We start from the raw sequence: 23,856 nt of genomic DNA, 5'->3' as shown, positions 1-23,856 counted from the left end.
TCATCTGCCACAGTGCGGTCATCTGCCACAGTGCGGTCATCTGCCACAGTGCGGTCATCTGCCACAGTGCGGTCATCTGCCACAGTGCGGTCATCCGCCACATTCCGGTCACCGACGACGTTCCTGTCCCCTGTGACGTTCCGATCGCCTGTCATGTTCTTGCCGTTCTTCACGTCCGGGTCGATTCGATTCGCACGCTCGAACTGCGATTCCATCTCGTCGCGTGACGACGCCGCAACTCCTTGATGAGACTGCGCCTGCTGTGCGAGCTTCTCCGCCTCGGCTGCTTTGACGTCGGCCTCTGCCTGCGCGCGGCGTGCCTTGGCTTCGCTTTCGCGCGCCATCAGTTCACGCTCCTCGACGACTGAGGATTGATCGGCAGCCTTTTCGCGAATCTCGTTCGCTTCCACTCTCTTACGTTCCTTGCCCTTGCGGGCAACGACCACGGCGATGGCAATGACCAACAGAACGACTACTACTGCAACGATGATCCATACGGTGGTGTTCATGGTGTCTATTTCCCGTCTGTTTTCGAATGCCGAGACGGCAGATTCTCTACGGCGGGTACCCGAGTAACGACTCGGTAAACTCGCCGAAGGCACCCACGGCCAGGGCTTCGAAGGCCCGCGCAGCGAGTCGGCCGGCTCCTTCCGGGATGCGCGCGATCAGCCCGACCTCCGTCACGAGGGGCAGCTCGTCGCGGTTGACCCGCGCGGCAAGGCTCGGCTCGGCGGGCCACGATCCGATCACCAGCCCTGCGCATTCGACCCCGACCGCCCGCGCCGCGGCAGTGGTCAGCGCGCTGTGGTTGAGCGTTCCCAGCTCTGCACCGGCCACGACGACGATCGGCGCAGACACGGCCCCGGCGATGTCGAGCACGGTGAACCCTCCTGCGCCCAGACGCACCGCCACTCCACCCGCACCTTCGACCAGCACGAGGTCATGGGCCGCATCGAGCGTGCGCACAGTGTCGACCACAGCGGCGAGTTCGAGCATCGGCCGACCCGATCGGCGCGCCGCAACGTCCGGAGCCAGCGGCTCGGGGTATCGCGCCAGCTCCACTCCACGCACGCCCGAAAGCCGTTGCACCACATCGATATCGGCTTCGTCCGGGTAGTCACCTCCGACGCCGGTCTGCGCCGGTTTGCACACCGCAACCGTCCATCCGCCTGCGCGCGCGGCCGCCGCGATACCCGCGGTCACCACGGTCTTGCCGACGCCGGTCGACGTTCCGGTCACGAACAGAACCGTCACGACAGCACCGCCGCATTCGACACCGCCGCATTCGGCACAGCCGCATTCAACACAGCCGCGAGGACCGACGCGGCACGGTCGACATCGGCGTCGGTGAGATCGGCGCGCGCGGTCAGTCGGAGTCGAGACCCGTCGGCCGGAACCGACGGTGGCCGGAAGCATCCGACGCGGACGCCGAGCTCGAGGCAGTCCGCGGCCGCCTGCACCGCACGCTGCGCGTCGCCCAGAACCACCGGGACCACCGCCGATTCGGTCGCTTCGACGCCCGCTGCGGCGGCGAGTTGCGTCGCTCGCACACCGATCGAGTGCACCCGTTCGGGTTCGTCGCGCAGGACGGTCAACGCGGCCGATGCCGCGCCCACGGAGGCAGGCGCGAGGCCGGTGTCGAACACGAACGTGCGCGCACCGTGCAGCACCTGAGTGCGCACCGCGGCCGGCCCGAGAACCACCCCGCCCTGCGATCCGAGGGCCTTGGACAGCGTTGCGGTGATCACCAGGTCGGGTGCGCCGGCGAGTCCTGCTTCGTGGACGGCTCCCCGGCCGCCGGCTCCGCGTACGCCCAACCCGTGCGCTTCGTCGACGACGAGCACCGCGTTTCGTCTTCGACACACCGCGTACAGCTCGGCCAGTGGCGCGAGATCTCCGTCGGCACTGAACACCGAGTCGGTCACCACCAGGGCCCGCCGTTCGGGACGCTCCCACAACAGCTCGTCGACATGGCCGGTATCGCAGTGCCGAGAGACGGCCACTCGGGCCCGAGACAGGCGACAGGCATCGATGAGCGAGGCGTGCGACGCGGCGTCGGAGATCACCAGTGCGTCTCGGCCCGCCAGTGCCGTCACGATCCCGAGGTTGGCGGTGTAGCCGGAGGAGAACACCAGTCCCGCCTCGGCTCCGACGAAGTCGGCGAGGTTCTCCTCGAGTCGCTCGTGCGCCGTCGTGGTACCGGTGACCAGCCGCGATCCGGTGGATCCGCCGCCCCACCGGCGCGCAGCGGCGCACGCTCCGTCGATGACGGCCGGATGCCTGGACAGGCCGAGGTAGTCGTTCGAAGCCAGGTCGAGGATCGCCTCCTCGGCCGTGCGGGGGATCACGACGCGCTCGAGGCCGGCCTCGCGTCGGGCGTGCGCGGTGGCGTCGAGCCACTCCAGAGAGGTCATGGCAGCACCATACTTGAACGCTGTTCAATTATGGCTTCGGGCCACCGCCAGCATCGCGCCTGCAATGGCCGTCACGTCCTCCTCGGTGCAGATGTAGGGCGGCATCGCGTACACCAGACGGCCGAACGGCCGCAGCCACACACCCGCGTCGACGGCCGCTGCCGTGGCTCGAACCATGTCCACCGGACTGCACATCTCGACGACGCCGATGCCGCCGAGAACGCGAACATCGGCGACTCCCGGCAGAGACCGGGCCGGTGCGAGGCCGTCGGCCAACCCCGACGCCAGCCGTGCGACCTCGGCGCGCCAGTCGCGCGAGAGCAGCAGTTCCACCGACGCCACCGCGATCGCACACGCCAGTGGATTACCCATGAACGTCGGCCCGTGCATCAGACCACCGGCCTCGCCGCCCGATACTGTTTCGGCCACCTCGGTGGTGCACAGCGTCGCCGCCAAGGTCAGATATCCGCCGGTCAATGCCTTGCCGATGCACATGATGTCCGGTGCGACACCCGCGTGATCGGCGGCGAAGAGCTCCCCGGTCCGACCGAATCCGGTTGCGATCTCGTCGAAGATCAGCAATACCCCGTACTCGTCGGCCAATCGGCGCAGTTCCAGCAGATAGCGCGCGTCGTGGAACCGCATTCCGCCTGCGCCCTGCACGATCGGCTCGACGATGATCGCCGCCAGTTCGTGCGCGTGCTCGGCGAGTACCCGCTCGAATTCGGCGACGTAGCCGGCGTCGAACTCCGCGGGCGGAGCCGGAGCGAACACCTGCTTCGAGAGCACATCGGTCCACAGCGTGTGCATGCCGCCGTCCGGGTCGCAGACGCTCATCGGCGCGAACGTGTCTCCGTGGTATCCGCCGCGCCAGGTCAACAGCCGAGTGCGACCGTTCTCGCCGCGTCCGCGCCAGTACTGCAGCGCCATCTTCACCGCGACCTCCACCGAGACCGATCCGGAATCGGCGAGGAACACCTTCTCGAGCCCCGCGGGGGTGATGTCGACCAGCAGCTCGGCCAACCTGGCCGCCGGAGCATGTGTCAGTCCGCCGAACATGACGTGGCTCATTCGGCCCAGCTGATCGTGCGCGGCGGCGTCGAGCACCGGATGCCGGTAGCCGTGCACCGCCGCCCACCACGAGCTCATGCCGTCGACGAGTTGCCTGCCGTCGGCCAACGTCAGTCGCACTCCCGACGCGCTGTCGACCAGCAGCGGCGTCGCATCCGCCGGGAACCGGCTGTAGGGGTGCCAGAGATGATCGGAGTCGATTCGACGGACGTCTTCGGAAGTCAGCACGCCAGAGCACATTGCCACAGCGCCCGTCCGGCCGTACCGAGACTGGACGGGTGGCGAAATGTCCGAATCCATTAGCATCGCAGCATGACGACGCGCACCGTGACGAGACTCGTGGGAGTGGTCGTTGCCGCCACTCTGGCGCTCTCCGCCTGCGGGGGCACGTCCGCTGCGCCCGTGCCCACCACGACCGCTCCGGACTTCGCCGTCGATACCTCAACTCCCGTGGGCGCAGTCAACGAACGCATCCTGCGGTGGATCAACGCCGAGAACACACCCGACCCCGCCGAGGTCGAGGCAGTCACCGGCCCCGAGCTGGCCGAGGCCGTCGCACCGCTGGGTGGGCTCGCCACCCCACTCGAACAGTTGCGGGCAGGCGCACCGAACGTGGCCACGAGCTTCGAGGCCGGTCCGAACTCCGGTGTCCTGCACTTCACCACCGCGGGCATCCCGGCCACGATCACGACGTCGATAGGCACCGATGGCAAGCTCGACGGCTTCCTGGCCCGGCCGGACACCCCCACGATCTCGTCGTTCGACGATCTCGACGCGGCACTGTCGAAGGTCGCTCCGAACTATTCCTACAGCGCGTCTCGGCTCAACGGCGGCGACTGCGAATCGATCTACTCCGTCAACGCGGACTCGGTGCTTCCCCTCGGATCGGTGTTCAAGCTGTACGTTCTCGGCGCGCTCACCGACGAGATCGACGCAGGCAACATCCGCTGGGAAGACCAGCTCACCGTTCGTGATGCCACCAAGAGCGCGCCGTCGGGTGAACTGCAGAATCTGCCCGACGGCACGAAGGTGTCGGTTCGGGAGGCGGCCGAGAAGATGATCTCGTTGTCCGACAACACCGCAACCGACCTGCTGATGCAACGCCTCGGCCGCGACCGGGTCGAACGCCAACTCGGCGTCATGGGTCATCACGACCCGTCCGTCATGACGCCGATGATGGACACCCGGCAGTTCTTCGTCATCGGATTCGGCGATCCCGACATGCGAGAAGAGTGGTCCGGAGCCGACCCCGCCACTCGGGCAGAGCTGCTCGAACGGGCGGACGCGAGGCCACTCGCGATCGACTTCGAGAACTTCCTCGACAATCCGGCGTCGGCGGACGGTGTCGAATGGTTCGCCAATGCGCAGGACGTCTGCGCTGCCATGGGTTACCTGGCCAACGGCCCGGGAGCGGAGGAGAACCGCCGCATTCTCGCGATCACCCCGGGCGTGCAGCTCGACGCGGCGCTGTGGCCGTACTCGGGCTTCAAGGGCGGCAGTGCTCCCGGTGATCTGGCCGGCGCATTCCTCGCCACGGACGCGGCAGGCCAGGACTGGATCGTGACCGAGCAGTTCCGGGCCGACGGCGCGATCGATCTGATTCCGTCCAGCTATGCGTTCCTCGTCGCGCAGCAGGCGTTCGCACTGCTGAAATGAGTGGGATTTGTAACATCGGTGTTACCGCTGCATTACACTCGCGGTCGTGGAGGCACAACACGAACCAGCCCAGCACGCGTGGCCGGAGGGCTTCAAGGAGTTCCTGGTCGGTGAGTTCACCGACTTCAGCCCCCTGGTGAACAGGGCCATGGAGGACAACTGCGCGTCGCTGTTCCGCGACGGTCCGTACGCGAAAAAGGGCTTCTGGCGCAGCTGCCGGGCCGTGTTCCGAGAATTCGTCTGGCCGGTCTGACTTTCCGGCCTTCACAGGCGGCCGCAAAAGGTTACCGTCGAGTATGGCAACCACAACGGATCACCTTCGGAACACTCTGGACGGCCGCTGGCGAGATGTGAAGAACCAGGCGCGTCAGCAACTTGCACGCGACGAGTTCCGTCCGCACTACACGCCGAACACCGTCATCGCCCGCACCAAGGCAATGGAGCAGCTCAAGTTGCTCGCCGCTGCCGGTGCAGCCGACAACGGCTTCAAGAAGGAGCACGGCGGCACCGGAGACGTCGGTGCCGCGGTGACGATGATCGAAATGCTCGCGATGAGCGATCTGTCGCTGATGGTCAAGGCTGGCGTCCAGTGGGGGCTGTTCGGCGGTGCCATCGAGAATCTCGGCACCGAACGCCACCACGAGGCCTACGTCCCCAAGATCATCAGTCTCGATCTGCTCGGCTGCTTCGCCATGACGGAGACCGGACACGGCAGCGACGTGCAGTCGCTCGAGACCACGGCCACGTACGACCCGAAGACGGACGAGTTCGTCATCAACTCGCCGACGCCGTCCTCGCGCAAGGACTACATCGGCGGTGCCGCCGAGACCGCGACCGTCGCAGCGGTGTTCGCTCAGCTCATCACTGCAGGCCCGGGCGAGGAGCCCGAGAGCCACGGTGTGCACTGCTTCTTCGTTCCGCTCCGCGACGAGAACGGTGACGACCTGCCCGGTGTCACCACCTCGGACTGTCAGTACAAGGGCGGTCTCCCCGGCGTCGACAACGGCCGCCTGATGTTCGATCACGTCCGCATCCCGCGAGACAACCTGCTCAACAAGTACGCCGATGTGTCCGACGACGGTACGTACTCCTCCCCCATCGAGAACAAGTCTCGACGGTTCTTCACGATGCTCGGTACGTTGATCCGCGGTCGCGTCACGGTCGGCGGCAGCGCCGCTGCAGCGGCCCGCGTCGCCCTCGACATCGCGACGCGATATGCGTTGCAGCGCAGGCAGTTCGCCGCACCGGATTCCGATCAGGAGGTCCTGATCATGGACTACCTGGTGCATCAGCGTCGACTGTTCCCGCTCATCGCCAAGTCCTACGCCCTGCAGTTCGCGCAGAACGAGCTCGTGTCGAAGATGCACGAGCTGCAGACCGCGGACAACCCCGACGCCGAGGAGCAGCGCGAGCTCGAGTCCAGGGCGGCAGGTCTCAAGGCCGCGAACACCTGGCATGCGACCGCCGCGATCCAGGAAGCCCGCGAAGCCTGCGGCGGCGCAGGCTATCTCGCCGAGAACCGGTTGATCTCCCTCAAGGCCGACACCGATGTGTTCACCACGTTCGAGGGCGACAACCATGTGCTGACGCAGCTGGTGGCCAAGGAACTGCTCACCGCGTACGCCGACGACGTCAAGTCCATGAGCCCGGTCGAATGGGTCAAGTTCGCCGCCGACATGGTGGGCGACCGCGTCGTCAAACGCACTGCGGCTCAGGCGATCATGCAGACCATCCTCGACCGCCGTCAGGACAACGAGGAGGAGGGCTCGCTGTTCAACCGCGGCACCCAGGTCAAGATGTTCGAAGATCGTGAGGAGTACCTGCTCTCCACCGTCGCGCGCCGGTTGCAGTCGAAGTCCAAGGAGACCACTCCTTTCGAGGCGTTCAACGCGGTGCAGGATCACGTGCTGCATGCCGCGAGTGCGCACATCGATCGGATCATCTTCGAGGCGTTCATCGCCGGCATCGAATCCTGCGAGGACGCCACCACCAAGGAACTGCTCGACGAGGTCTGCGACCTGTACGCACTGTCGGTGATCGAGGCGGACAAGGCCTGGTTCATCGAGCACCGCTACCTGTCCACCGAGCGATCCAAGGCCGTCACCCGTGCCATCAACGAGCGGTGCCGCACGCTGCGTCCGCACGCCGAACTGCTCGTCGACGGCTTCGGAGTACCCGACGCGTTGGTCGGTGCCGCGATGCTCGGAGAGCCAGGGGCGGGAACCGAGGAAGAGCCGGCCGCGAACCCCAGCCACGCGCACTGACGCGTAGCCGGGGTTCAGCCGGAAACCCGGGTCAGCCGGGAACTATCGCGAAGACCCGGCAGGGTCCGCCGGTCGCGCCCGCGTGCTTCGGTGCGCCGACGACGACCGTCGCCCCTGCCGGGGGCACCGCGTCCAGATTCGCCAGTGCCTCGACTCCGTATCGGCCTGCCCCGAGAACTGCTGTGTGAGCCGGGTATTCGCGGTCGTTCATGCGGTCGAGGCTCAGAGTGTCGACGCCGATCCCGACGACGTTGCGCTCGCGCACCAGCATCTGTGCCGCGTCTGCGCCGAAGCCGGGGGCAGCACGCTCGGCAAGCCTGTTCTGCCATCGGCTGTGCATCGCCACCAATGCGCGATCAGGTATTCGACCGTGCTCGCGCTCCCACTGCGCGATGTCCTCGGTCGTCACCACAGCTTCTGGATCCGATGCTGCCCTGGCCGAGATGTCCAGTACGACCAGCGGAGCGATCAGATCTTCGAGGGGCAGGATGTCGGCCGTCGCGCCGCCGCGAACGCGGTGTGCCGGGGCGTCGATGTGCGTGCCCGTGTGCTCCCAGTACGAGAGCTTGTTCACCAGGAAGCCGCCCAACTCGTAGGCGGCGACCGGCCGCATCGAGAACGGTTCGCTCCCCGGCCACACCGGGAAGGTCGAGCTCAGGGTGTGGGTCAGGTCCACGAGTCGGCCCGCTGGAATCGCCGACGCCACAACGGGTTCGGCGCGCACCGCTCCGGCCGTCGCAACGGTCAACGCGGCGGCCCCCAACGACCCGAACAGTGCCCTACGTCCGATTCTGCGGTTAACTGTCTCGACGACCTCTGGGCCGCACATCAGTCGGCAGCGGGGGTGACGAGCAGAACTTTGTCGTCCGATCCGTTGTCGGTGGTCAGCAGGAATGCGCCGGCGCCGCCGAAGCTGGTGAGTGAGCGCAGTCGTCCGTAGGTACCCACCAGGGCGTCGGCCTCGTCGACGAATTCTGTGCCGTCCTCGGACAGCTTGAGAAACACGAGCTTCTCTTCCTGCTGACTCGATATCACTGCGGCCCCGTTCCAGGAACCCCAACTAGCGCCGTCCGCGAAGGTCAGACCGGGCGTGGCGATGGCGGGGCTACCCGAGCTCCACACCGCGGCGAGTGCTCCGGGCACGCGGGTGGGATCGGTCATCGGTACCGACTCGTCGTAGATGAACGGAAGTCGATCGGGGCGGTATCCGTAGTTGCCGCCGGGCACCAGCAGGTTCAGCTCGTCGTCTCGGGAGGTGCCCTGCTCCACCTCGTAGATCTGATCGGTGCCGGGACGAATCGCCAAGCCCTGCACGTTTCGATGCCCCAGAGTGAAGATGCGATCCGGTGATCCCGCGGCCGGAGAACCGTCGGCATTGATATGTAGAACCTTGCCGCCCAACGAGTTCCGATCCTGCGGAACCGTCGGCGACGCCGTGTCTCCGGTGCCGACGTACAGGGTGCCGTCGGGGTGGGCCAGAATTCTGCAGCCGCCGTGGCGACCGCCGTCGGCGACGGGAATGTCGTCGACGAGGGTGCCGGTGCGCGTCAGTGCGGTCCACTCCGGATCGACGGTCCACGAGAGCACGGCGATGTGGTTGTCGCTGCGGCCGCCGGCACTTCCTGTTCCGGCGCTACCGGTTCCGCCTCCGGAGCCCTGTACGCCCTGGCAGGTGTAGATGGTTCTGGATGCTGCAAAATCCGTCGCGAGGGCGATGCCCATGAGGCCCGTCTCGCCGGGCGCATAGAGGTCGTCGAGATCGGCGGCGAGCTCGCGGATGGTCCCGTCGACGGCGCGGATCACGAACCGGCCGGAACGCTCCCCGGTCAGCACCGTTCCGTCGGGCGCGACCACCGCGTCCCACGGTTTCGCGAGTCCGTCGAGCACGGTGGTGACCGTCAGGCCGGGTAGCGGATCGGCCTGTGCCGTCGCGGTGGTCGTAGCCGCGAGCGTCAGGAAGACGCTGGCGGCGAGTACTCCGGAACTGGACACCAGCTTGTTCATCCACACTCCTGACGACGATCCGCGACCGGCCCGATATGACCGATATCACATGATTTTAAACACAGTCGAGGGGATGCTCGCCGACTCACGACGCAATTCGCTGGTCGGCGGTCAGCCGACCTCGGGCGTGACGAGCAGTACCTGATCGTCGGATCCGTTGTCGGTGGTGAGCAGGAAGCCGCCGTCGCTTCCGAGGGGGGTGAGCGAACGCAATCTGCCGTAGGTGCCGTCCAGTGCCTCCGCCTCGGCGACGTACTCGGTTCCGTCCTCCGACAAGGCCAGGAAGACGAGCTTCTGACCCTGCTGACTCGAGATCACCGCGGCACCGTTCCAGGAGCCCCACTGCTCACCGTCGGTGAACGTGACGTCGGGGGTGGCGATGGTCGGATCACCCGAACTCCACACTGCAGGCAGGGCACCGGGAACCCGATCGGGGTCGGTCATGGGGACCGATTCGTCGTAGACCGACGGGCGTCGATCGGGGCTGTAGCCGTAGTTTCCGCCCGGCACCAACAGGTTCAGCTCGTCGTCTCGGGTCGTCCCCTGCTCGACCTCGAAGATCTGATCGGTTCCGGGACGGATCGCCAGTCCCTGCACATTGCGGTGACCGAGCGTGAAGATGCGATCCGGTGCGTCGGCTGCGGCGGTGCCGTCGGCGTTGACGTGTAACACCTTGCCGCCCAGTGAGTTCCGATCCTGAGGAAATGTCGGGTTCGCGTTGTCGCCGGTGCCGATGTACAGAGTGCCGTCGGGGTGGGCCAAGATTCGGCAGCCTCCGTGCCGTCCGCCGTCGGCGACCGGAATGTCGTCGACGACAGTGCCGGTTCTCGTCAGGGCAGTCCACCCCGGATCGACGGTCCACGACACGACGGCAATGCTGTTCTCGCCGCTACCCTGGCGCCCCTGGCAGGTGAACACGGTTCGAGAGGACTCGAAATCCACCGCCAGTGCGATACCCATGAGTCCGGTCTCACCGGCGGCGTAGAGATCACCGAGGTCCGCGTTCAGTTCACGCTGGACTCCTGCGGAGTCGCGGATGACGAACCGACCGGAGCGCTCTCCGGTCAGCACCGTGCCATCGGGAGCAACCACCACGTCCCAGGGCTTGTCGAGGCCGTCGAGCACGGTGGTGACCGACAGGTTCGGCAGCGGTCCGGTAGGCGCGGCCGGGGAGGGAGCAGCGTCGGAATCGGAGCCCTGCGACGACGAGGTCGCGGACGACTCGGTCGGCTCTGCACTGCTGCCCTGTTCGGTGGTGTCCGTCGAGCAGGCCGCTACCAAGGCCACGCTCATGGCGATGACCGCTGCGCCGGTGACCGGTTTCTTCACGAGCTCTCCTGACGATGTTCGGTAAGTCCCATTCCTCCGGTATCACCGTTTTCGCGACTTCCGAACCACCGACGGATCGCAATCGTGCTCAGGACACCAGTCGATACCCGGCTTCGACGACCGCGGCGTCCACCGTCGCGTCATCGAGCGCCGAATCGCTGCTCACCACGACTGCCCCGGAATCCACATCGACATCGACGCCGGTGACTCCTGCGATCTCCGAGACTTCTTCTTTCACCGACGCGGCGCAATGCCCGCACGTCATGCCCTCGACCGAATACGTCGTCTGCATCTGAATTTCCCCTCTTCCGTCAGGAACGAACCAGGCGCGCGATGGCCTCGGAGGCCTCTTTCACTTTCGCGTCCGCCTCGGGTCCGCCGTGTTTCGCAGCCTCCACGACGCATCCTGCGAGGTGGGCGTCGAGCAGCTTCAACGAGACCGACTGCAGCGCCTTGGTCACCGCAGACACCTGGGTGAGGACATCGATGCAATAGCGGTCGTCTGCGACCATTCGCGAAATGCCGGCCACTTGGCCCTCGATTCGGCGCAATCGCTTCAGCAGATCGTCCTGCTCGGCGCTGTAGCTGCTCATAACGCCCACCATACCCCTACCCGGTATGGGGTGCACGTCCCGAGAGGACCCGACGGACGCCGTCGACCATCAACAGTGCGGCCACCGTGACGACCAGAGCGGCCAGCGCGATCCAGGACCCCGAGTAGAACGTCCCCGAATATGCCGGGGACACGTCGGCAACCGCGGGAAACTCGGTGGTGCGCACGCCCGCATTCCAGCACGCCACAGCTCCGATCACCGCGAGCAGAGCCAGCCCCAGCTCCGCCCACCCGAGGGACTTCCTCACAGGTACTCCCGCTTCGCCGTTTCCAGAGCCGCACGCAGACCGTCGTCGTCCTTCGCCCAGGCCTGCACCAACCCACCGCCCACCAGCCGCAGCCCGATGCCGTGACGCTTGCGCGGCACACCCGACAGCTCCCCGAGTACCCGCGCGGTCTCCCACCTCTTCGGCTCGTAGTCGCCGTCGGCGTAGTCCGCCGGCGGCAGTATGTCGTCGATCTCGTCCAGATCGACGGTCTCGGTCCCCTGCCGCAGCCGACGCGTGGTGAGTTCGACGCTCACGTGCATCCGCGCGGCGCGCAGCTGGACGTACGTGAGACCGACGAGGATCAACGAGAACAGTGCGAGTGCGAACCAGTGGATCACCGGTCCCGATGCGAGTTCGACTGCAAGTACCACCAGGCAGAACACCGGCCCCCACGCCAGCATGCGCCACCGACCACCGGGCTCGTGGAAGAGCACAGGCTCGTCGATGGGAGTCTCGCTGTTCATGTCACTGTTCATCTCGCTGTTCATCTCACTGCTCACGGACGAACCATTCCCGCGCCGACGGCCGGTAGACCAGAACGGCTGCGACCACCAGCGCAACGGTGATCACCAGCAGCACGAACGGAAACACCAGCGCGGCGAACGTCAGCAGCAGCGCCACGGCTCCGGACAGTGCCACCAGGGCGCGTCGGAACCTGCGGTCTCCGGCGCGGACGGGGCCCGACATCAGACCGACGGCCAAGCCGACCACTCCGAAGATGACCCCGAGTCCGCGGAACACCGTCAGGAAGGAATCGATCTGTTCGTCGGTCGCACCGCCGGTGGTGAACGATGCGCGGATCTGATCGGCCGGCAGTGTCAGGGCGATCATGCACACGACGATCAGCAGCACCGCCGAGGACAACCACAGCCAGTAGGCGGCGGATACCACTCGGGGCCGGGCGGTCGGTGCGTCGGTGTCTGCGCTCACGCCAGACATCCTGCCACCGTCGGCGAGCTGTGAGTCCGGCCGGCAGAAATTCTGCGCCGACGCGACGCGCTCAGCCTGCAGAGATTCCCAGCGCCATGATCGCGATGGCGGCCGAGACGGCGAGCAGCAGCCCCAGTAGGGCCCAGCCGGGGCGACCGCTCTCGGCGGGACAGGGCTCGCGGTCGACGGCCGGTACTGCGGTCGGCTGCGCCATGCTCGCTGCTGCAGGGATGTTGTCTGCCATGTCGGTTCCGATCACTCGAGAAGATATCGAGAGTGATGCTAGTCACACAGCGGGGTGGGAGCCGCGAACACGCCCGAAACTATCGAGTTCTGAAAACTACCGCTGTCCCGAAGCGGCGACGAAGTATTCGTTGGATTCCCGACGGTGCATCAGGTAGATCGCCCCGGCGGCCAGCACTCCCTGGCCGATGCCGAGCACACTCATCACGATGTTCATCGCGCCCGCGCTCGACGCGATCGAGAACAGTTCCAGGATCGTGGTGAACACGGTGAACGATCCGATGACGGTGAGCAGCATGCGCGCCCACATCTTGCCCGCTCGCATTCGCTTCACCCAGAACAGGAACAAGGCCCCGAAACCGAGTACGACGAACACCGTGACGACGAGCATCACCGTCACCATCGACTGCGTGGACTCCACCGTCATGTCGGCGGCCGCGTCCTGCGCTGCGAGGTCGTCGAGCAAGGACTGCGCAAATTCCTCGCGCGCCCCGAACAGCGTCCACACCGAGAACAGTGCCGAGAGCGCTCCGATCAGCGCCACTCCCCACCACAGGTGGCGAGCGGTCTCGACGTCGACGGGGGCCGGACGCGGGGTCGGTTCCAGCTCCGGTCCTGGCTGCGGGAACCCGTGCTCCATCTCCCAGCGCTGCCAATCCGGCTGCGGCGGTGGGTTACCCGGGGTGTTGCTGTCGGGGTTGCCGTCCGGGTTGTTGTTCGGAGGATATTCGTTCACAACCAGCCCGCCACTTCGGTAGCCCAATAGGTCAGTACGACATCGGCACCGGCGCGCCGGACGCCGACGAGCGATTCCAGTACCGCTGCGTCGCGGTCGATCCACCCGTTCTGAGCGGCAGCGGTGATCATGGCATATTCCCCGGAGATCTGGTACGCCGCAACCGGAACCGGTGACATCTCGGCGACGTCGCGAAGAATATCGAGATACGACATGGCCGGCTTGACCATCACCATGTCGGCACCCTCGGCGAGATCGAGCTCTACTTCGTGGGTGGCCTCACGACGGTTGGCTGCGTCCTGCTGGTACGTGCGGCGATCGCCCTGCAGCGACGAGCCGACGGCTTCGCGGAACGGACCGTAGAACGCCGAGGCGTACTTCGCCGAGTAGGCCAGCTGACCGACCTCGACGTGTCCGGCTGCGTCCAGTCCGGCGCGGATGGCACCGACCTGCCCGTCCATCATTCCGCTGGGTCCGAGCAGGTGCGCACCGGACTCCGCCTGCGCGACGGCCATGTCGACGTACCGCAGCAGGGTGGCGTCGTTGTCGATGGATCCGTTCTCCCCCAGGACTCCGCAGTGCCCGTGGGAGGTGAACTCGTCCAGGCAGGTGTCGGCCATGATGACGGTCGAGTCCCCGAGGTCGGTCTTCAGCCGCGCCAGACCCCGATTGAGAATCCCGTCCGGGTCGGTTGCACCCGAGCCGATCTCGTCCTTGTCCTCGGTTCTCGGCACCCCGAACAGCATGACGCCGCCGACGCCGGCCGCGACGGCCTCTTCGGCTGCAGCGCTCAGCGAATCCAGCGTGTGCTGATAGACCCCGGGCATCGAGCTGATCGCCCGAGGCTCACTGATGCCGTCGGCCACGAACATCGGCAGCACCAGATGCCGTGGCTCGAGCGAGGTCTCGGCCACGAGTCGACGCAGTGCCGGGGTACGGCGCAGTCGTCGGGGACGGTCGGTGGGGAACAAGCGAACTCCTTACGGACCGGGTGCTATTCGGCTCTTCTGGTGGGACCTAGCGCCGACGTGACTTCTTTCGCGGCGGGGGCAGCGCACCCTCGGCGCGCAGGCGAGCCGCGTGCTCGGCGAGTGCCTCGACCAACGGTCCGACCTGAGCCGACTCGGGCTGCACGTCCACGCGCAGACCGAATTCGACGGCCGTCTCGGCGGTCTTGGGTCCGATGCATGCAACGAGCGTGCGGGCGTGTGGCTTTCCGGCGATGCCGACCAGGTTCCGGACGGTGGAACTCGACGTGAAGCACACTGCGTCGAAGCCGCCGGTCTTGATCATCTCGCGGGTCTCGGCGGGCGGCGGTGCTGCCCGGACGGTGCGGTAGGCGGTGACGTCGTCGATCTCCCAGCCCCGTTCGCGCAGGCCCTCGGCGAGAGTCTCGGTGGCGATGTCGGCGCGGGGCAGAAGCACTCGGTTGACCGGGTCGAAGACCTCGTCGTACGGCGGGAAGTCCTCGAGCAGTCCGAGCGAGCTCTGCTCACCGGAGGGCACCAGTTCGGGGTTGATGCCGAAGGAGCGCACCTTCGCCGCGGTTGCCTCACCGACACAGGCGATCTTGACGCCGGAGAACGCGCGAGCGTCCAGACCGAACTCCTCGAACTTCTCCCACACGGCGCGCACGGCGTTGGTGGAGGTGAAGACGACCCACTGGTAGCGGCCGTCGACCAGGCCCTTGACGGAGCGTTCCATCTGGGCCGGGCTGCGCGGGGGCTCGACGGCGATGGTCGGGACCTCGATGGGGATGGCTCCGTGGGTGACGAGGCGATCGCTCATTTCCCCGGCCTGATCCTTGGTGCGGGGCACCAGCACGGTCCAGCCGTACAGTGCGCGAGATTCCCACCAGGACATCTTGTTTCGGCCCGAGACGACCTTGCCCACGGTGACGACGAGTGATCCGACGAGCTCGGATCCAGCATCGTTGAGGGTGGCGAGGGTGGCCTCGACGGTGCGCTGCTGACGGGTGGTGCCGCGGACGGTGATGGCCGCGGGCGTCTGCGGTGCCAGGCCGTGTTCGACGAGGGCACTGGCGGTTTCGGCCAGGTGACCCGACGTGGCGTGCAGTACCAGCGGGCCAGGAGCAGCTGCGAGTGCTGCCCAGTCGACCTCGCCGCGGACGTCGGCCTCGGTGTGACCCGAGCCGAGTGCCATGCCTGCGTAGCTGGGGACGGCCGATCCCGACGGCAGGCCGGGGAGCACCTCGAACGGCACGTGCGTGCGAGCGACGGCGCTGACCTCGGCGATCACCGAGTCGGTCGTGAGCGGATCACCGGAGACCAGGCGAACCACGTCGTGGCCGTTCTTGGCCTCGGCGAGAAGGGTTTTGGCGACCTCGGCCGGTTCGCCGAGTGCCGGACGAACCTCGACACCGTTCTCACCCGTCTCCGGGTCACGCGGAACGTCGGCACCGACGAGGGCGGTGACACCCTTGTCGACGTCGGGATCGGTGAACGCGAGCTCGGCCGCTCCGAGCACTTCCCGTGCCCGGACCGTGAGCAGAGCCGGGTCACCCGGCCCGGATCCCACGAACAGGATCCGTCCGTTGGTGTTCTTGCGGACTGGGCTCATCGGTTGTTCTCCAGTGCTGTCTTGTGTGGGTACTGCAGTTCTATCGGGGTTGCGGTGCCCCGTTTCGGAATCAGTCGAGCGGTGGCGATCGACTCTCTTCGCACCATCGGACGAGTCGCCTTGCGTTTGGCGCGTCCGCGGACGGGTGCCGTTATGGCCCTAGACATGAGATCCACCCTGTACCTGAGAACCGGCCTGTGCTGGTTCGGTGACTGAAACGAGTTCGCGCGCACCGAGATCGAGCAGTTCGCGGGCCAGTTCTCGGCCCAGCTCCTCGGCTCGGTCGGGTGATCCGACGATCGACGCGCGGATGGTGTCGCTGCCGTCGATGGCGGCGACGCAGCCCCTCAACGACAGTTCGTCGAAGATGCGGCCGTCCTCGTCGATGGATTCGACGACCTCTGCGATCGCGCCGACCGGAGCGGTGCAGCCGGCTTCGAGTTCGGCGAGCAGTCCGCGTTCCGCCGCCACGGCGGCGCGTGAGTGTGCGTCGTCGAGGGTGGCGATCGCGGTCACGAGATCGGTGTCCTCGACGCGACATTCGACTGCCAGCGCGCCCTGGGCGGGTGCCGGAAGCAACTGCACCGGGTCGAGCGCTTCGGTGACGACATCCAACCTGCCGATACGGGACAGGCCGGCGCGGGCGACGATGACGGCGTCGAGCTCACCCGACGCGACCTTGCCGATCCTGGTGTCGAGGTTGCCGCGCAACGGCAGAACGTTCAATCCCTGTCCGAGAGCACGTAATTGAGCGATCCGGCGGGGTGCGGACGTGCCGACCTTCGCGTCGGCGGGCAGTTCACCGAGAACCAGTCCGTCCCGGGCGACCAGGGCATCTCGTGGGTCCTCGCGAGCGGGGATGGCGGCGATGGTGAACCGGTCGTCGGCCGCAGTCGGCAGATCCTTGTACGAGTGCACGGCGATGTCGACGGTGCCGTCGGCCAGCGCCTCACGCAGCGCCGCGGTGAAGACACCGACGCCGATGGTCTGCACGGGCGCAGCAGAGAGGTCGCCCGCGGTCTTGACGATCACCAGTTCCGCCTCGACTCCGGCTGCCGCGAGGGCCACCCGAACGGTGTCGGCCTGGGTGGTCGCGAGAAGGCTTCCGCGAGTACCGATCTTGACGATGTCGGTCATTCGGCACGCTCCTGACCGGTGGTCTCGCCGGGGTAAGAGTCCGAGCGCAGATCGGTACGGCTGGCAGTGAAATCGTCCACCAGCTCCAGCGAGCCGATCTCCATCGGCATGGCAACCGCGTCGACCGAGCCGGGGCTCAGCTCGAACAACTCACGCAGCGCAGCGGCGTAGGAATCCCCGCCCGGCGTACTGGCGAGCTGCTTGACCCGCACGGTGGGCGAATGCAGCAGCTTGTCGACGACGCGGCGCACGGTGCGGGCCACCTCGTCGCGCTGCGGCGAGTCGAGCCCGGGCAGCCGCGATTCCAGCCGCAGCAGCTCTCCCTCGACCACCTCGGCAGCACGCTGACGCAGTGCCGTGACAGTGGGGGTGACCTCGGCAAGTCGTTGTCCGGCAAGGTATCCCGAGAGTTCGCTGGAAACGATCTCGCGAGCCGCCGACGCGTCGTTCGCCGCGGCACCGGCAGCAGGATCACGCTGCAGGGACTCCATGTCGAAGACGGTGATGCCCGGCAGACCCGACACCGCGGCGTCGACGTCGCGCGGCAGACCGAGGTCGCAGATCACCAACGGTCGATCGGAGCCGCGGCGGGCGAGAGCGAGGTGGGCGTCGGCGATGGAGACCACGGCCCCCACCGCTCCGGTACAGGTGAGGAGGATGTCGGCCTCGGCGACTGCGTCGGCCAGGTTCTCGAGCGCGACCGAGGTTGCCGTGATGCCGTTGGAGACGGCGTTCTCGGCCAGGTGGTCGGCTCGCTCGCGAGTGCGGTTGACGACGGTCAGTGCACCGATACCCGCGCGCCCGAGGTGAGCGACGGCGAGCCCGCCCATCGCACCGGCCCCGAGGACGACGGCCTTGCGGCCGGCGAGGGAACCGCCGAACAGGTCCGCGGCGCGGTCGAGGGCGACCGAGACCACCGAGGCTCCGGCGGCGTCGATTCCGGTTTCGCTGTGCACGCGCTTGCCCACGCGCAGGGCCTGCTGAGCCAGTTCGTGCATCACCCGGCCCGATGCCTGCTGCCCGTCCGAGGCGGCGTACGCCGAGCGGATCTGGCCGAGGATCTGTTGCTCGCCGATGACCATCGAGTCGAGGCCACTGGCCACGGCGAAGAGGTGCTCGACGGCGGCCTCGCTGTAGCGGACGTAGGCGTGCTTGGTCAGGTCCGCGACCTCGAGCCCGGAGTGCTCACCGAGAACTTCGCCGACGGCGGTCAGCGCGCCGTGGAAGGCGTCCACGACGGCGTAGATCTCGACGCGATTGCACGTGGATACCACCATGACCTCGGAAATGCTTCCGCTGGCCATCAGCTTGTCGGTCAGTTTCGGGCGATCGGTGTCCGTGATGGCGACACGCTCGAGGACTGCGACGGGAGCGCTACGGTGCGAAATCCCGACGAGAAGGACACTCACGGTGCAATCACCGATCCGTTTCTTGTCGAACTGTTGACTGGGCTTGGGTTGCCGGCGATGCGCGGGCCGTGACTGCGGCCGAGACGTGCCGTGGACGTGAGCGGGGGCGGCGAGACCGGCTGCGGTCGGGGCGCGGTGACGATGGCCGGACCGGCGATATCGGCAGGTCCGGAGACGTTGCGGGAGCTGTTGAAGGAGAGCACCTGCATCTCCACGGCCAGGTCGACGCGGCGCACCTCGACGTGTTCGGGGACGTCGAGAACCATGGGCGAGAAGCTCAGGATGCATTCGACGCCACCGGAGACGAGCTTTTCGGCGACGCTGTGCACGGCCTCGTCGGGGGTGGCGATGACGCCGATGGTCGCTTCGAGTTCGCGGCAGGCGACGACGAGTTCGTCGACGTGCCGGACGGTGAGGCCGTCGACGTCGGTGCCCACTCGCGCCGGGTCGCTGTCGAAGAGGCCGACCATCGTGAAGCCGCGTCGAGCGAATCCGCCGTAGCCGGCCAGCGCCTGCCCGAGGTTGCCGACTCCGGCCAGGACGACGCGGTGGCCGCGGTCGAGTCCGAGTGCGCTGTCGATCTTGGCGCGCAGGCGGGCCACGTCGTAGCCGACTCCGCGGACGCCGTTGGGGCCGAGGAAAGAGAGGTCCTTGCGCAGTTTCGCCGATCCGACGCCTGCTGCGGTGGCCAGTTCTTCACTGGAGACGATGAGAACGCCCTCGTCTGCGAGGATCGAGAGGACCCGCAGGTACGTCGCCAGACGGGTGACCGTAGCCTGAGGGATGACCCGCTCTACGCCGCTGGGCGACGGGCGCTCTTCGGTCACGTCTGGGGCTCCTCGTCCGAACGGCAACGACGGCCGATCTTCACGCTGATCCTGCGTTCGTGTCTATTTCACGGACGCTGTTCACACCACGGTAACTGCTTGTGAACGAATGAACAAAGTTGCGCACACCGGCCCTCACCTGCACACGCGAGAGCAATCACACGTTCTTAGGGTGCCCTGCCCGGGTCAGATCGGCCCGCAACCGCGGCACGTCTACCTCCCAGTAACTGTGTTCGATGCCGTCGAGCAGCACCACGGGCACTCGATCCCCGTACTCCGCACGCAGGTCAGGCGATTCCGCTGCCGCCTCGTCGACGTCGACGACGGTGACTGCCACGTCGAATTCGCGGCACACCTCGTTCAACACCTCGAGCGCGTGAGTGCAGGAATGGCAGCCTGCACGGGTGAGAAGAGCCACGCCGGTGGGGGTCGTCTGCATACCTCCACTGTGACACGGCCGTAACGGAGACGAAGGTCACAGTCCCCGGTCCGACGTGGGGCCGAACGACAGGGGTCGAGTGCTGCCCTTCGCCTGTCGTCCGGACGACCCCGACTAGGCTTGCGGCGAGCGACTCGACTGGGAGGTGGACCGAAGTGAGTGACGGGGGAACAGACCTGCCGATCGAGAACACGCCCGATATCGACATGGTCGATACGAACGATCCGCGCGAGGACAAGCAGTTCAAGCGCCGCATCCGCAGAATCCGCAATCCGTTCGGTCCGAGCGACGCCGAGGTTCGCGCCAACGTTGCAGGCCAGGCCAGTGCCGATGCCGCTCTGGCGTTGCAGATCGAGTCCGAGGGGGCCGTTCCGCGGGATCTGACTGCTGCGGCCTTCTTCGACGTGGACAACACGATGGTGCAGGGTGCGTCGATCATTCACTTCGCTCGTGGGTTGGCCGCCCGCAAGTACTTCACCAGCGGTGATCTGGCCCAATTCGCTTGGCAGCAGGTCAAATTCAGGGTCAGCGGCAAGGAGAACAGCGAGGATGTGGCCAGCGGACGCGAGAAGGCGCTCTCGTTCATCACCGGCCGTCCCACCTCGGAGCTGACCCGGCTCGGCGAGGAGATCTACGACGAGATGATCGCCGACAAGATCTGGGCCGGCACCCGGGCTCTGGCGCAGATGCACCTCGACGCCGGTCAGCAGGTCTGGCTGGTGACTGCCACTCCCCTCGAACTGGCCCAGATCATCGCCAAGCGTCTCGGCCTGACCGGCGCGCTCGGAACCGTCGCCGAAAGCAAGGACGGGGTGTTCACCGGCCGTCTCGTCGGCGACATCCTGCACGGCATCGGCAAGGCGCACGCGGTGCGCTCGCTGGCGGTGCGTGAAGGTCTCAATCTCAAGCGCTGCACCGCGTACTCGGACAGCCACAACGACGTGCCGATGCTCTCGCTGGTCGGCACCGCCGTGGCGATCAACCCCGATACCGATCTGCGTGAGCTGGCCAAGAACCGGGGTTGGGAGATCCGCGACTACCGCACCGGACGCAAGGCCGCCAAGATCGGTGTGCCCACGGCGTTGGCGTTGGGCGCGGTGGGCGGCGGGCTGGCTGCGGTGATCGGCCGACGCAAGGCCTGAATCATCCGGCCACGGGCGATCAGAGAGTGAGCTGCATCAGCGTCAGGTCCAACCACCGACCGAACTTGACGCCCACCTGCGGCATCTGTCCGACGGTGGCGAACCCGAACTTCTCGTGCAGAGCGATCGACGTGGTGTTCTCGGACTCGATGAACCCCACCAACACGTGAATGTCGCTCGCTTTCGCTCGCTCGATCAATTCACTCAGTAGCGCACTGGCCAGCCCGCGACGGTAGAAATCTCGATGGATGTACACCGAATGCTCCACCGAATGTCGGTAGCCGCTCTTGACCCGCCACTGCCCGTACGACGCGTATCCGGCCACCCGTCCGTCGACCTCTGCGGTGAGTACCGGGTATCCCGCGGCGATCCGGCCCTCGAACCAAGCTGTGCGATCGGCGAGGTCGACCTGTTCTTCGTCCCAGATGGCGGTGGTGTTGGCGACCGCATCGTTGTGGATGTCGAGAATCTCGGGTAGATCGGCAGCGGAAGTGTCGCGAATATGCACTGCCACACGATAACCCGAGTGTCTAACCCAGGAAGACGTTGCGCCTCTTGGCAAGCAGTCGATAGAGCGTGTGCTGAATGGTTTCGCGCACGTGGTCGGTCAACTCGAACAGCACCATCGGATCCTCGAACGCGGTGGAGTCGTACCCGTCGGTGGGGATCGGCTTGCCGAACTCGATGTACCACTTGGACGGCAACGGGATCAGACCCAGCGGGCCGAGGTGCGGAAAGAACGGCGTCACCGGAAAGTACGGCACGCCCATCAACCGGGCCAGTGGTGCGATGTCGCCGATCTTGGGGTAGATCTCTTCCGACCCGACGATGGAGCACGGGATGATCGGCACACCCGTCCGCAGAGCAGCCGAGACGAATCCGCCGCGACCGAATCTCTGCAACTTGTAGCGCTCGCTGAACGGTTTACCGATGCCCTTGAACCCCTCCGGGAACACGGCGGCGACCTCGCCGGTACGCAGCAGACGCTCGGCGTCGGGGTTGCACGCCAGCGTGTGCCCGGCCTTGCGCGCGATCGTGCCGACGCCGGGCATCTCGAATGCCATGTCGGCGGCCAACATTCGCAGAGGGCGGTGCGCCGGGTGGTGATCTCGCACGGCGACCGATGCCATCAGCGCATCGACGGGCACGACGCCCGCATGGTTGGCGACGACGAGCGCGCCGCCGTCGGACGGAATGTTCTCGATGCCCTTGACCTCGACGCGGAACCACTTGTCGAACAACGGCCGCAGCAACGGAAGCCAGACCGCGTCGGCGAAGTGCGGGTCGTAGCCGAACTCGTCGACACTGTAGTCACCGGCCAGCCGCCTGCGAACGAACTCGGCGACCGAGGAGATCTGGTCGACGATCGTCGACTTGGTGTCGTCGATCATCGACAGCAACGGAGTCGGGAGCGAGGGCGTCACTGCCGACGCGTCGGCAGGAGCCGGGGCCGGCAACGGCGTCGGCTCGCGCGGATCGGCGTAGGCGGAGGGGTGCCGTTCACGCGAGCCCGCAGCCGCTCGCGCCGAGCGGCCGGACGTGCCGCCGTGCAATGGAATCACTTTGGCCACTTCGCTCACCTGTCCCCTCCCGAATTACGCGCCGCTCCCGAACTACGCAGTGCCGCCAGCGCCCGCGCCGTGGACGCGCCTGTCTCGACGGCCGAGACCAGTCGATCTTCGACGCTGTCCACCCATTCGGTTCTGATGACCGGCCGCAGCGCTGCGCCTCGGACGAAGTCGTCGAATGCCTGAACCGTAGTCCACCGCGGCTCGAAGCCAAGGACGGACCGCATACGGGTGGTGTCCAGTCCGCAGCCGAAGTGGAAGTAGTCGAGTTGCTCGGTGGTGAACTCGCGCATCATGCCGCCCATCAGTGCGCGGCCGACGCTCTTGAACAGCGGAAACGGTACCGGCACCTGAACGCGGCCGGCTCGACGAATCGCCTGGGACAGCATGATCGTGCCGTCGGCTCCGATGTTGAACGTGCCGGCCGACCCACCGAGAGTCGCGCGCTCGAGCGCAGCCAGGGCGTCTTCCTCGTGCAGCAACTGCATGCGTGCGTCGCGACCGACGATGCTGGGAATCAGCGGAGAGGTCATGTAGCGCGAGATGGTGCCGTTCAGTCGTGGACCGATCAGCGGTGCCATGCGCAGGATCGACACCGCGATGTCCGGTCGTCGACGCCCGAGACCGCGCACGTATCCCTCGATGTCGATCGAGTCCCGCGCGTACCCACCGCTCGGGGGGCGTCGAGCACTCATCTCCTCGGTGAATTTCACCGGATCCTTCGCGCTGCAGCCGTACACCGCGGACGACGAACGCAGTACCACCCTCTCGACGGTCGGTGACTTCTGGCAGACCGCGAACAGCTGCATCGCGCCGATGACGTTGAGATCTTTCATCGTCGCGCGGCCACCGGATTTCGGGGGCTTGGCGACGGTAGCGGCGTGCACGACGGTGTCGACGCCGGCATTGCGAATCACTTTGCCGATCAAAGGATTACGAATGTCGGCGCGGACGAATTCCGCGCGTCCCATGCGGCGCAACAGATCCTTGCTCGGCGAGACCGCATCGACGGCGATGACACGCTCGATGTTCGGATTCTGGGCGAGTCTGGTGACGAGGTAGCCGCCGAGGAATCGGCTCGCTCCGGTCACGAGGACCACTCGGGGCGCAGACGATCCACGATCGCTCGGACTCACTGCGCACCCCCAACGTCGGTTCCGCTGCAAAGCCTACTGGATCGGCCGGGCTCGGCGTGGGTGAGAAGCAAAGCCCGTTCTTCGAACGG

Annotated in this window: 27 protein-coding genes; 4 read left to right on the top strand and 23 right to left on the bottom strand. The window is 66.6% G+C overall.

All coding sequences use genetic code 11. The annotated features are described in order from the left end of the window. From R4P47_RS08855 to R4P47_RS08840, 4 genes are all read right to left on the bottom strand, one after another. Positions 1-509, bottom strand: a 509-nt coding sequence (locus R4P47_RS08855; RefSeq protein ID WP_317784558.1) for a hypothetical protein, incomplete at its 3' end; no start/stop codon positions are given. 46 nt (positions 510-555) lie between these two features. Then, entirely contained in the window at positions 556-1,254 is a 699-nt protein-coding gene (bioD, locus tag R4P47_RS08850) for a dethiobiotin synthase (protein WP_317784557.1), read from the bottom strand. Then, complete coding sequence (locus R4P47_RS08845) at positions 1,251-2,414, bottom strand: 8-amino-7-oxononanoate synthase (protein ID WP_317784556.1); 1,164 nt, start codon at positions 2,412-2,414, stop codon at positions 1,251-1,253. The genes bioD and R4P47_RS08845 overlap by 4 nt, the downstream gene beginning before the upstream one ends. 24 nt (positions 2,415-2,438) lie before the next feature. Next, a complete protein-coding gene (locus R4P47_RS08840) occupies positions 2,439-3,725 on the bottom strand; it encodes an adenosylmethionine--8-amino-7-oxononanoate transaminase (protein WP_317784658.1) in 1,287 nt (428 codons plus the stop codon). 72 nt (positions 3,726-3,797) lie between these two features. Between R4P47_RS08840 and R4P47_RS08835 the strand changes: the two genes are divergently transcribed. From R4P47_RS08835 to R4P47_RS08825, 3 genes are read left to right on the top strand one after another with little or no spacing between them, the layout of a single operon-like run. Beyond that, complete coding sequence (locus R4P47_RS08835; protein ID WP_317784555.1) at positions 3,798-5,141, top strand: serine hydrolase; 1,344 nt, start codon at positions 3,798-3,800, stop codon at positions 5,139-5,141. Positions 5,142-5,187: 46 nt separating this feature from the next. After that, complete coding sequence (locus R4P47_RS08830) at positions 5,188-5,394, top strand: inositol 2-dehydrogenase (protein ID WP_317548417.1); 207 nt, start codon at positions 5,188-5,190, stop codon at positions 5,392-5,394. 43 nt (positions 5,395-5,437) lie between these two features. Next, on the top strand, positions 5,438-7,405 hold the full coding sequence (locus R4P47_RS08825; RefSeq protein WP_317784554.1) for an acyl-CoA dehydrogenase: 1,968 nt from the start codon (positions 5,438-5,440) through the stop codon (positions 7,403-7,405). Between the two features lie 31 nt (positions 7,406-7,436). On the opposite strand, the gene R4P47_RS08820 is transcribed toward R4P47_RS08825, so the two are convergent. The 16 genes from R4P47_RS08820 to R4P47_RS08745 form a co-directional block, all read right to left on the bottom strand. Further along, positions 7,437-8,234 carry a cyclase family protein gene (locus tag R4P47_RS08820; protein WP_317533428.1) on the bottom strand — a complete coding sequence of 266 codons (798 nt, stop codon included), beginning with the start codon at positions 8,232-8,234 and terminating at the stop codon, positions 7,437-7,439. After that, positions 8,234-9,409 (bottom strand): PQQ-dependent sugar dehydrogenase, encoded by a 1,176-nt coding sequence (locus tag R4P47_RS08815; RefSeq protein ID WP_317784553.1) that lies wholly within the window; start codon positions 9,407-9,409, stop codon positions 8,234-8,236. Before R4P47_RS08815 ends, R4P47_RS08820 begins: the two co-directional genes overlap by 1 nt. 111 nt (positions 9,410-9,520) lie before the next feature. Beyond that, the gene (locus R4P47_RS08810) at positions 9,521-10,738 is read right to left on the bottom strand and encodes a PQQ-dependent sugar dehydrogenase (protein ID WP_317784552.1); all 1,218 of its coding nucleotides are present in this window, start codon (positions 10,736-10,738) and stop codon (positions 9,521-9,523) included. A gap of 88 nt (positions 10,739-10,826) precedes the next feature. Further along, the gene (locus R4P47_RS08805) at positions 10,827-11,030 is read right to left on the bottom strand and encodes a heavy-metal-associated domain-containing protein (protein WP_269595737.1); all 204 of its coding nucleotides are present in this window, start codon (positions 11,028-11,030) and stop codon (positions 10,827-10,829) included. 19 nt (positions 11,031-11,049) lie between these two features. After that, positions 11,050-11,331, bottom strand: coding sequence for a metal-sensitive transcriptional regulator (locus R4P47_RS08800; RefSeq protein WP_032393890.1), 282 nt, complete (start codon positions 11,329-11,331; stop codon positions 11,050-11,052). 16 nt (positions 11,332-11,347) lie between these two features. Continuing rightward, entirely contained in the window at positions 11,348-11,599 is a 252-nt protein-coding gene (locus R4P47_RS08795) for a hypothetical protein (protein ID WP_068046434.1), read from the bottom strand. Next, entirely contained in the window at positions 11,596-12,084 is a 489-nt protein-coding gene (locus R4P47_RS08790; RefSeq protein ID WP_317784657.1) for a hypothetical protein, read from the bottom strand. The genes R4P47_RS08795 and R4P47_RS08790 overlap by 4 nt, the downstream gene beginning before the upstream one ends. Positions 12,085-12,109: 25 nt before the next feature. Continuing rightward, positions 12,110-12,550: a hypothetical protein gene (locus R4P47_RS08785; protein WP_269595735.1), complete on the bottom strand. Its 441-nt coding sequence runs from the start codon at positions 12,548-12,550 to the stop codon at positions 12,110-12,112. Between the two features lie 70 nt (positions 12,551-12,620). Continuing rightward, positions 12,621-12,794: a hypothetical protein gene (locus R4P47_RS08780; RefSeq protein WP_317533422.1), complete on the bottom strand. Its 174-nt coding sequence runs from the start codon at positions 12,792-12,794 to the stop codon at positions 12,621-12,623. Between the two features lie 96 nt (positions 12,795-12,890). After that, on the bottom strand, positions 12,891-13,529 hold the full coding sequence (locus tag R4P47_RS08775; protein WP_094641073.1) for a hypothetical protein: 639 nt from the start codon (positions 13,527-13,529) through the stop codon (positions 12,891-12,893). Next, the gene (hemB, locus tag R4P47_RS08770) at positions 13,526-14,500 is read right to left on the bottom strand and encodes a porphobilinogen synthase (RefSeq protein WP_317784551.1); all 975 of its coding nucleotides are present in this window, start codon (positions 14,498-14,500) and stop codon (positions 13,526-13,528) included. Before hemB ends, R4P47_RS08775 begins: the two co-directional genes overlap by 4 nt. 46 nt (positions 14,501-14,546) lie before the next feature. Continuing rightward, positions 14,547-16,109 carry a uroporphyrinogen-III synthase gene (locus R4P47_RS08765; RefSeq protein ID WP_068046447.1) on the bottom strand — a complete coding sequence of 521 codons (1,563 nt, stop codon included), beginning with the start codon at positions 16,107-16,109 and terminating at the stop codon, positions 14,547-14,549. Positions 16,110-16,268: 159 nt separating this feature from the next. Further along, a complete protein-coding gene (hemC, locus tag R4P47_RS08760; RefSeq protein ID WP_300517569.1) occupies positions 16,269-17,246 on the bottom strand; it encodes a hydroxymethylbilane synthase in 978 nt (325 codons plus the stop codon). Continuing rightward, positions 17,243-18,655, bottom strand: coding sequence for a glutamyl-tRNA reductase (locus R4P47_RS08755; protein ID WP_317784550.1), 1,413 nt, complete (start codon positions 18,653-18,655; stop codon positions 17,243-17,245). Before R4P47_RS08755 ends, hemC begins: the two co-directional genes overlap by 4 nt. Next, positions 18,652-19,482, bottom strand: coding sequence for a redox-sensing transcriptional repressor Rex (locus R4P47_RS08750; protein ID WP_317533418.1), 831 nt, complete (start codon positions 19,480-19,482; stop codon positions 18,652-18,654). The genes R4P47_RS08755 and R4P47_RS08750 overlap by 4 nt, the downstream gene beginning before the upstream one ends. Positions 19,483-19,639: 157 nt before the next feature. Continuing rightward, positions 19,640-19,921 carry a glutaredoxin family protein gene (locus R4P47_RS08745; RefSeq protein WP_068046471.1) on the bottom strand — a complete coding sequence of 94 codons (282 nt, stop codon included), beginning with the start codon at positions 19,919-19,921 and terminating at the stop codon, positions 19,640-19,642. A 206-nt stretch (positions 19,922-20,127) separates the two neighbouring features. Here R4P47_RS08745 and R4P47_RS08740 point away from each other — a divergent pair, with 206 nt between their 5' ends. Continuing rightward, entirely contained in the window at positions 20,128-21,063 is a 936-nt protein-coding gene (locus R4P47_RS08740) for an HAD family hydrolase (protein WP_068046474.1), read from the top strand. A gap of 19 nt (positions 21,064-21,082) precedes the next feature. Here R4P47_RS08740 and R4P47_RS08735 read toward each other — a convergent pair whose 3' ends face one another. From R4P47_RS08735 to R4P47_RS08725, 3 genes are read right to left on the bottom strand one after another with little or no spacing between them, the layout of a single operon-like run. After that, positions 21,083-21,571: a GNAT family N-acetyltransferase gene (locus R4P47_RS08735; protein WP_094641470.1), complete on the bottom strand. Its 489-nt coding sequence runs from the start codon at positions 21,569-21,571 to the stop codon at positions 21,083-21,085. Between the two features lie 22 nt (positions 21,572-21,593). Next, positions 21,594-22,643: a lysophospholipid acyltransferase family protein gene (locus R4P47_RS08730; RefSeq protein ID WP_317533416.1), complete on the bottom strand. Its 1,050-nt coding sequence runs from the start codon at positions 22,641-22,643 to the stop codon at positions 21,594-21,596. Continuing rightward, entirely contained in the window at positions 22,640-23,767 is a 1,128-nt protein-coding gene (locus R4P47_RS08725) for an NAD-dependent epimerase/dehydratase family protein (RefSeq protein ID WP_317784549.1), read from the bottom strand. Before R4P47_RS08725 ends, R4P47_RS08730 begins: the two co-directional genes overlap by 4 nt. Positions 23,768-23,856: the final 89 nt, after the last annotated feature.

Origin of the sequence: Rhodococcus sp. IEGM 1370, assembly GCF_033142325.1 — a bacterium.
Classification (GTDB): domain Bacteria; phylum Actinomycetota; class Actinomycetes; order Mycobacteriales; family Mycobacteriaceae; genus Rhodococcoides.
The sequence above is the reverse complement of the archived record's forward strand: the minus strand, read 5'-3'. Positions and strand labels throughout refer to the sequence as shown.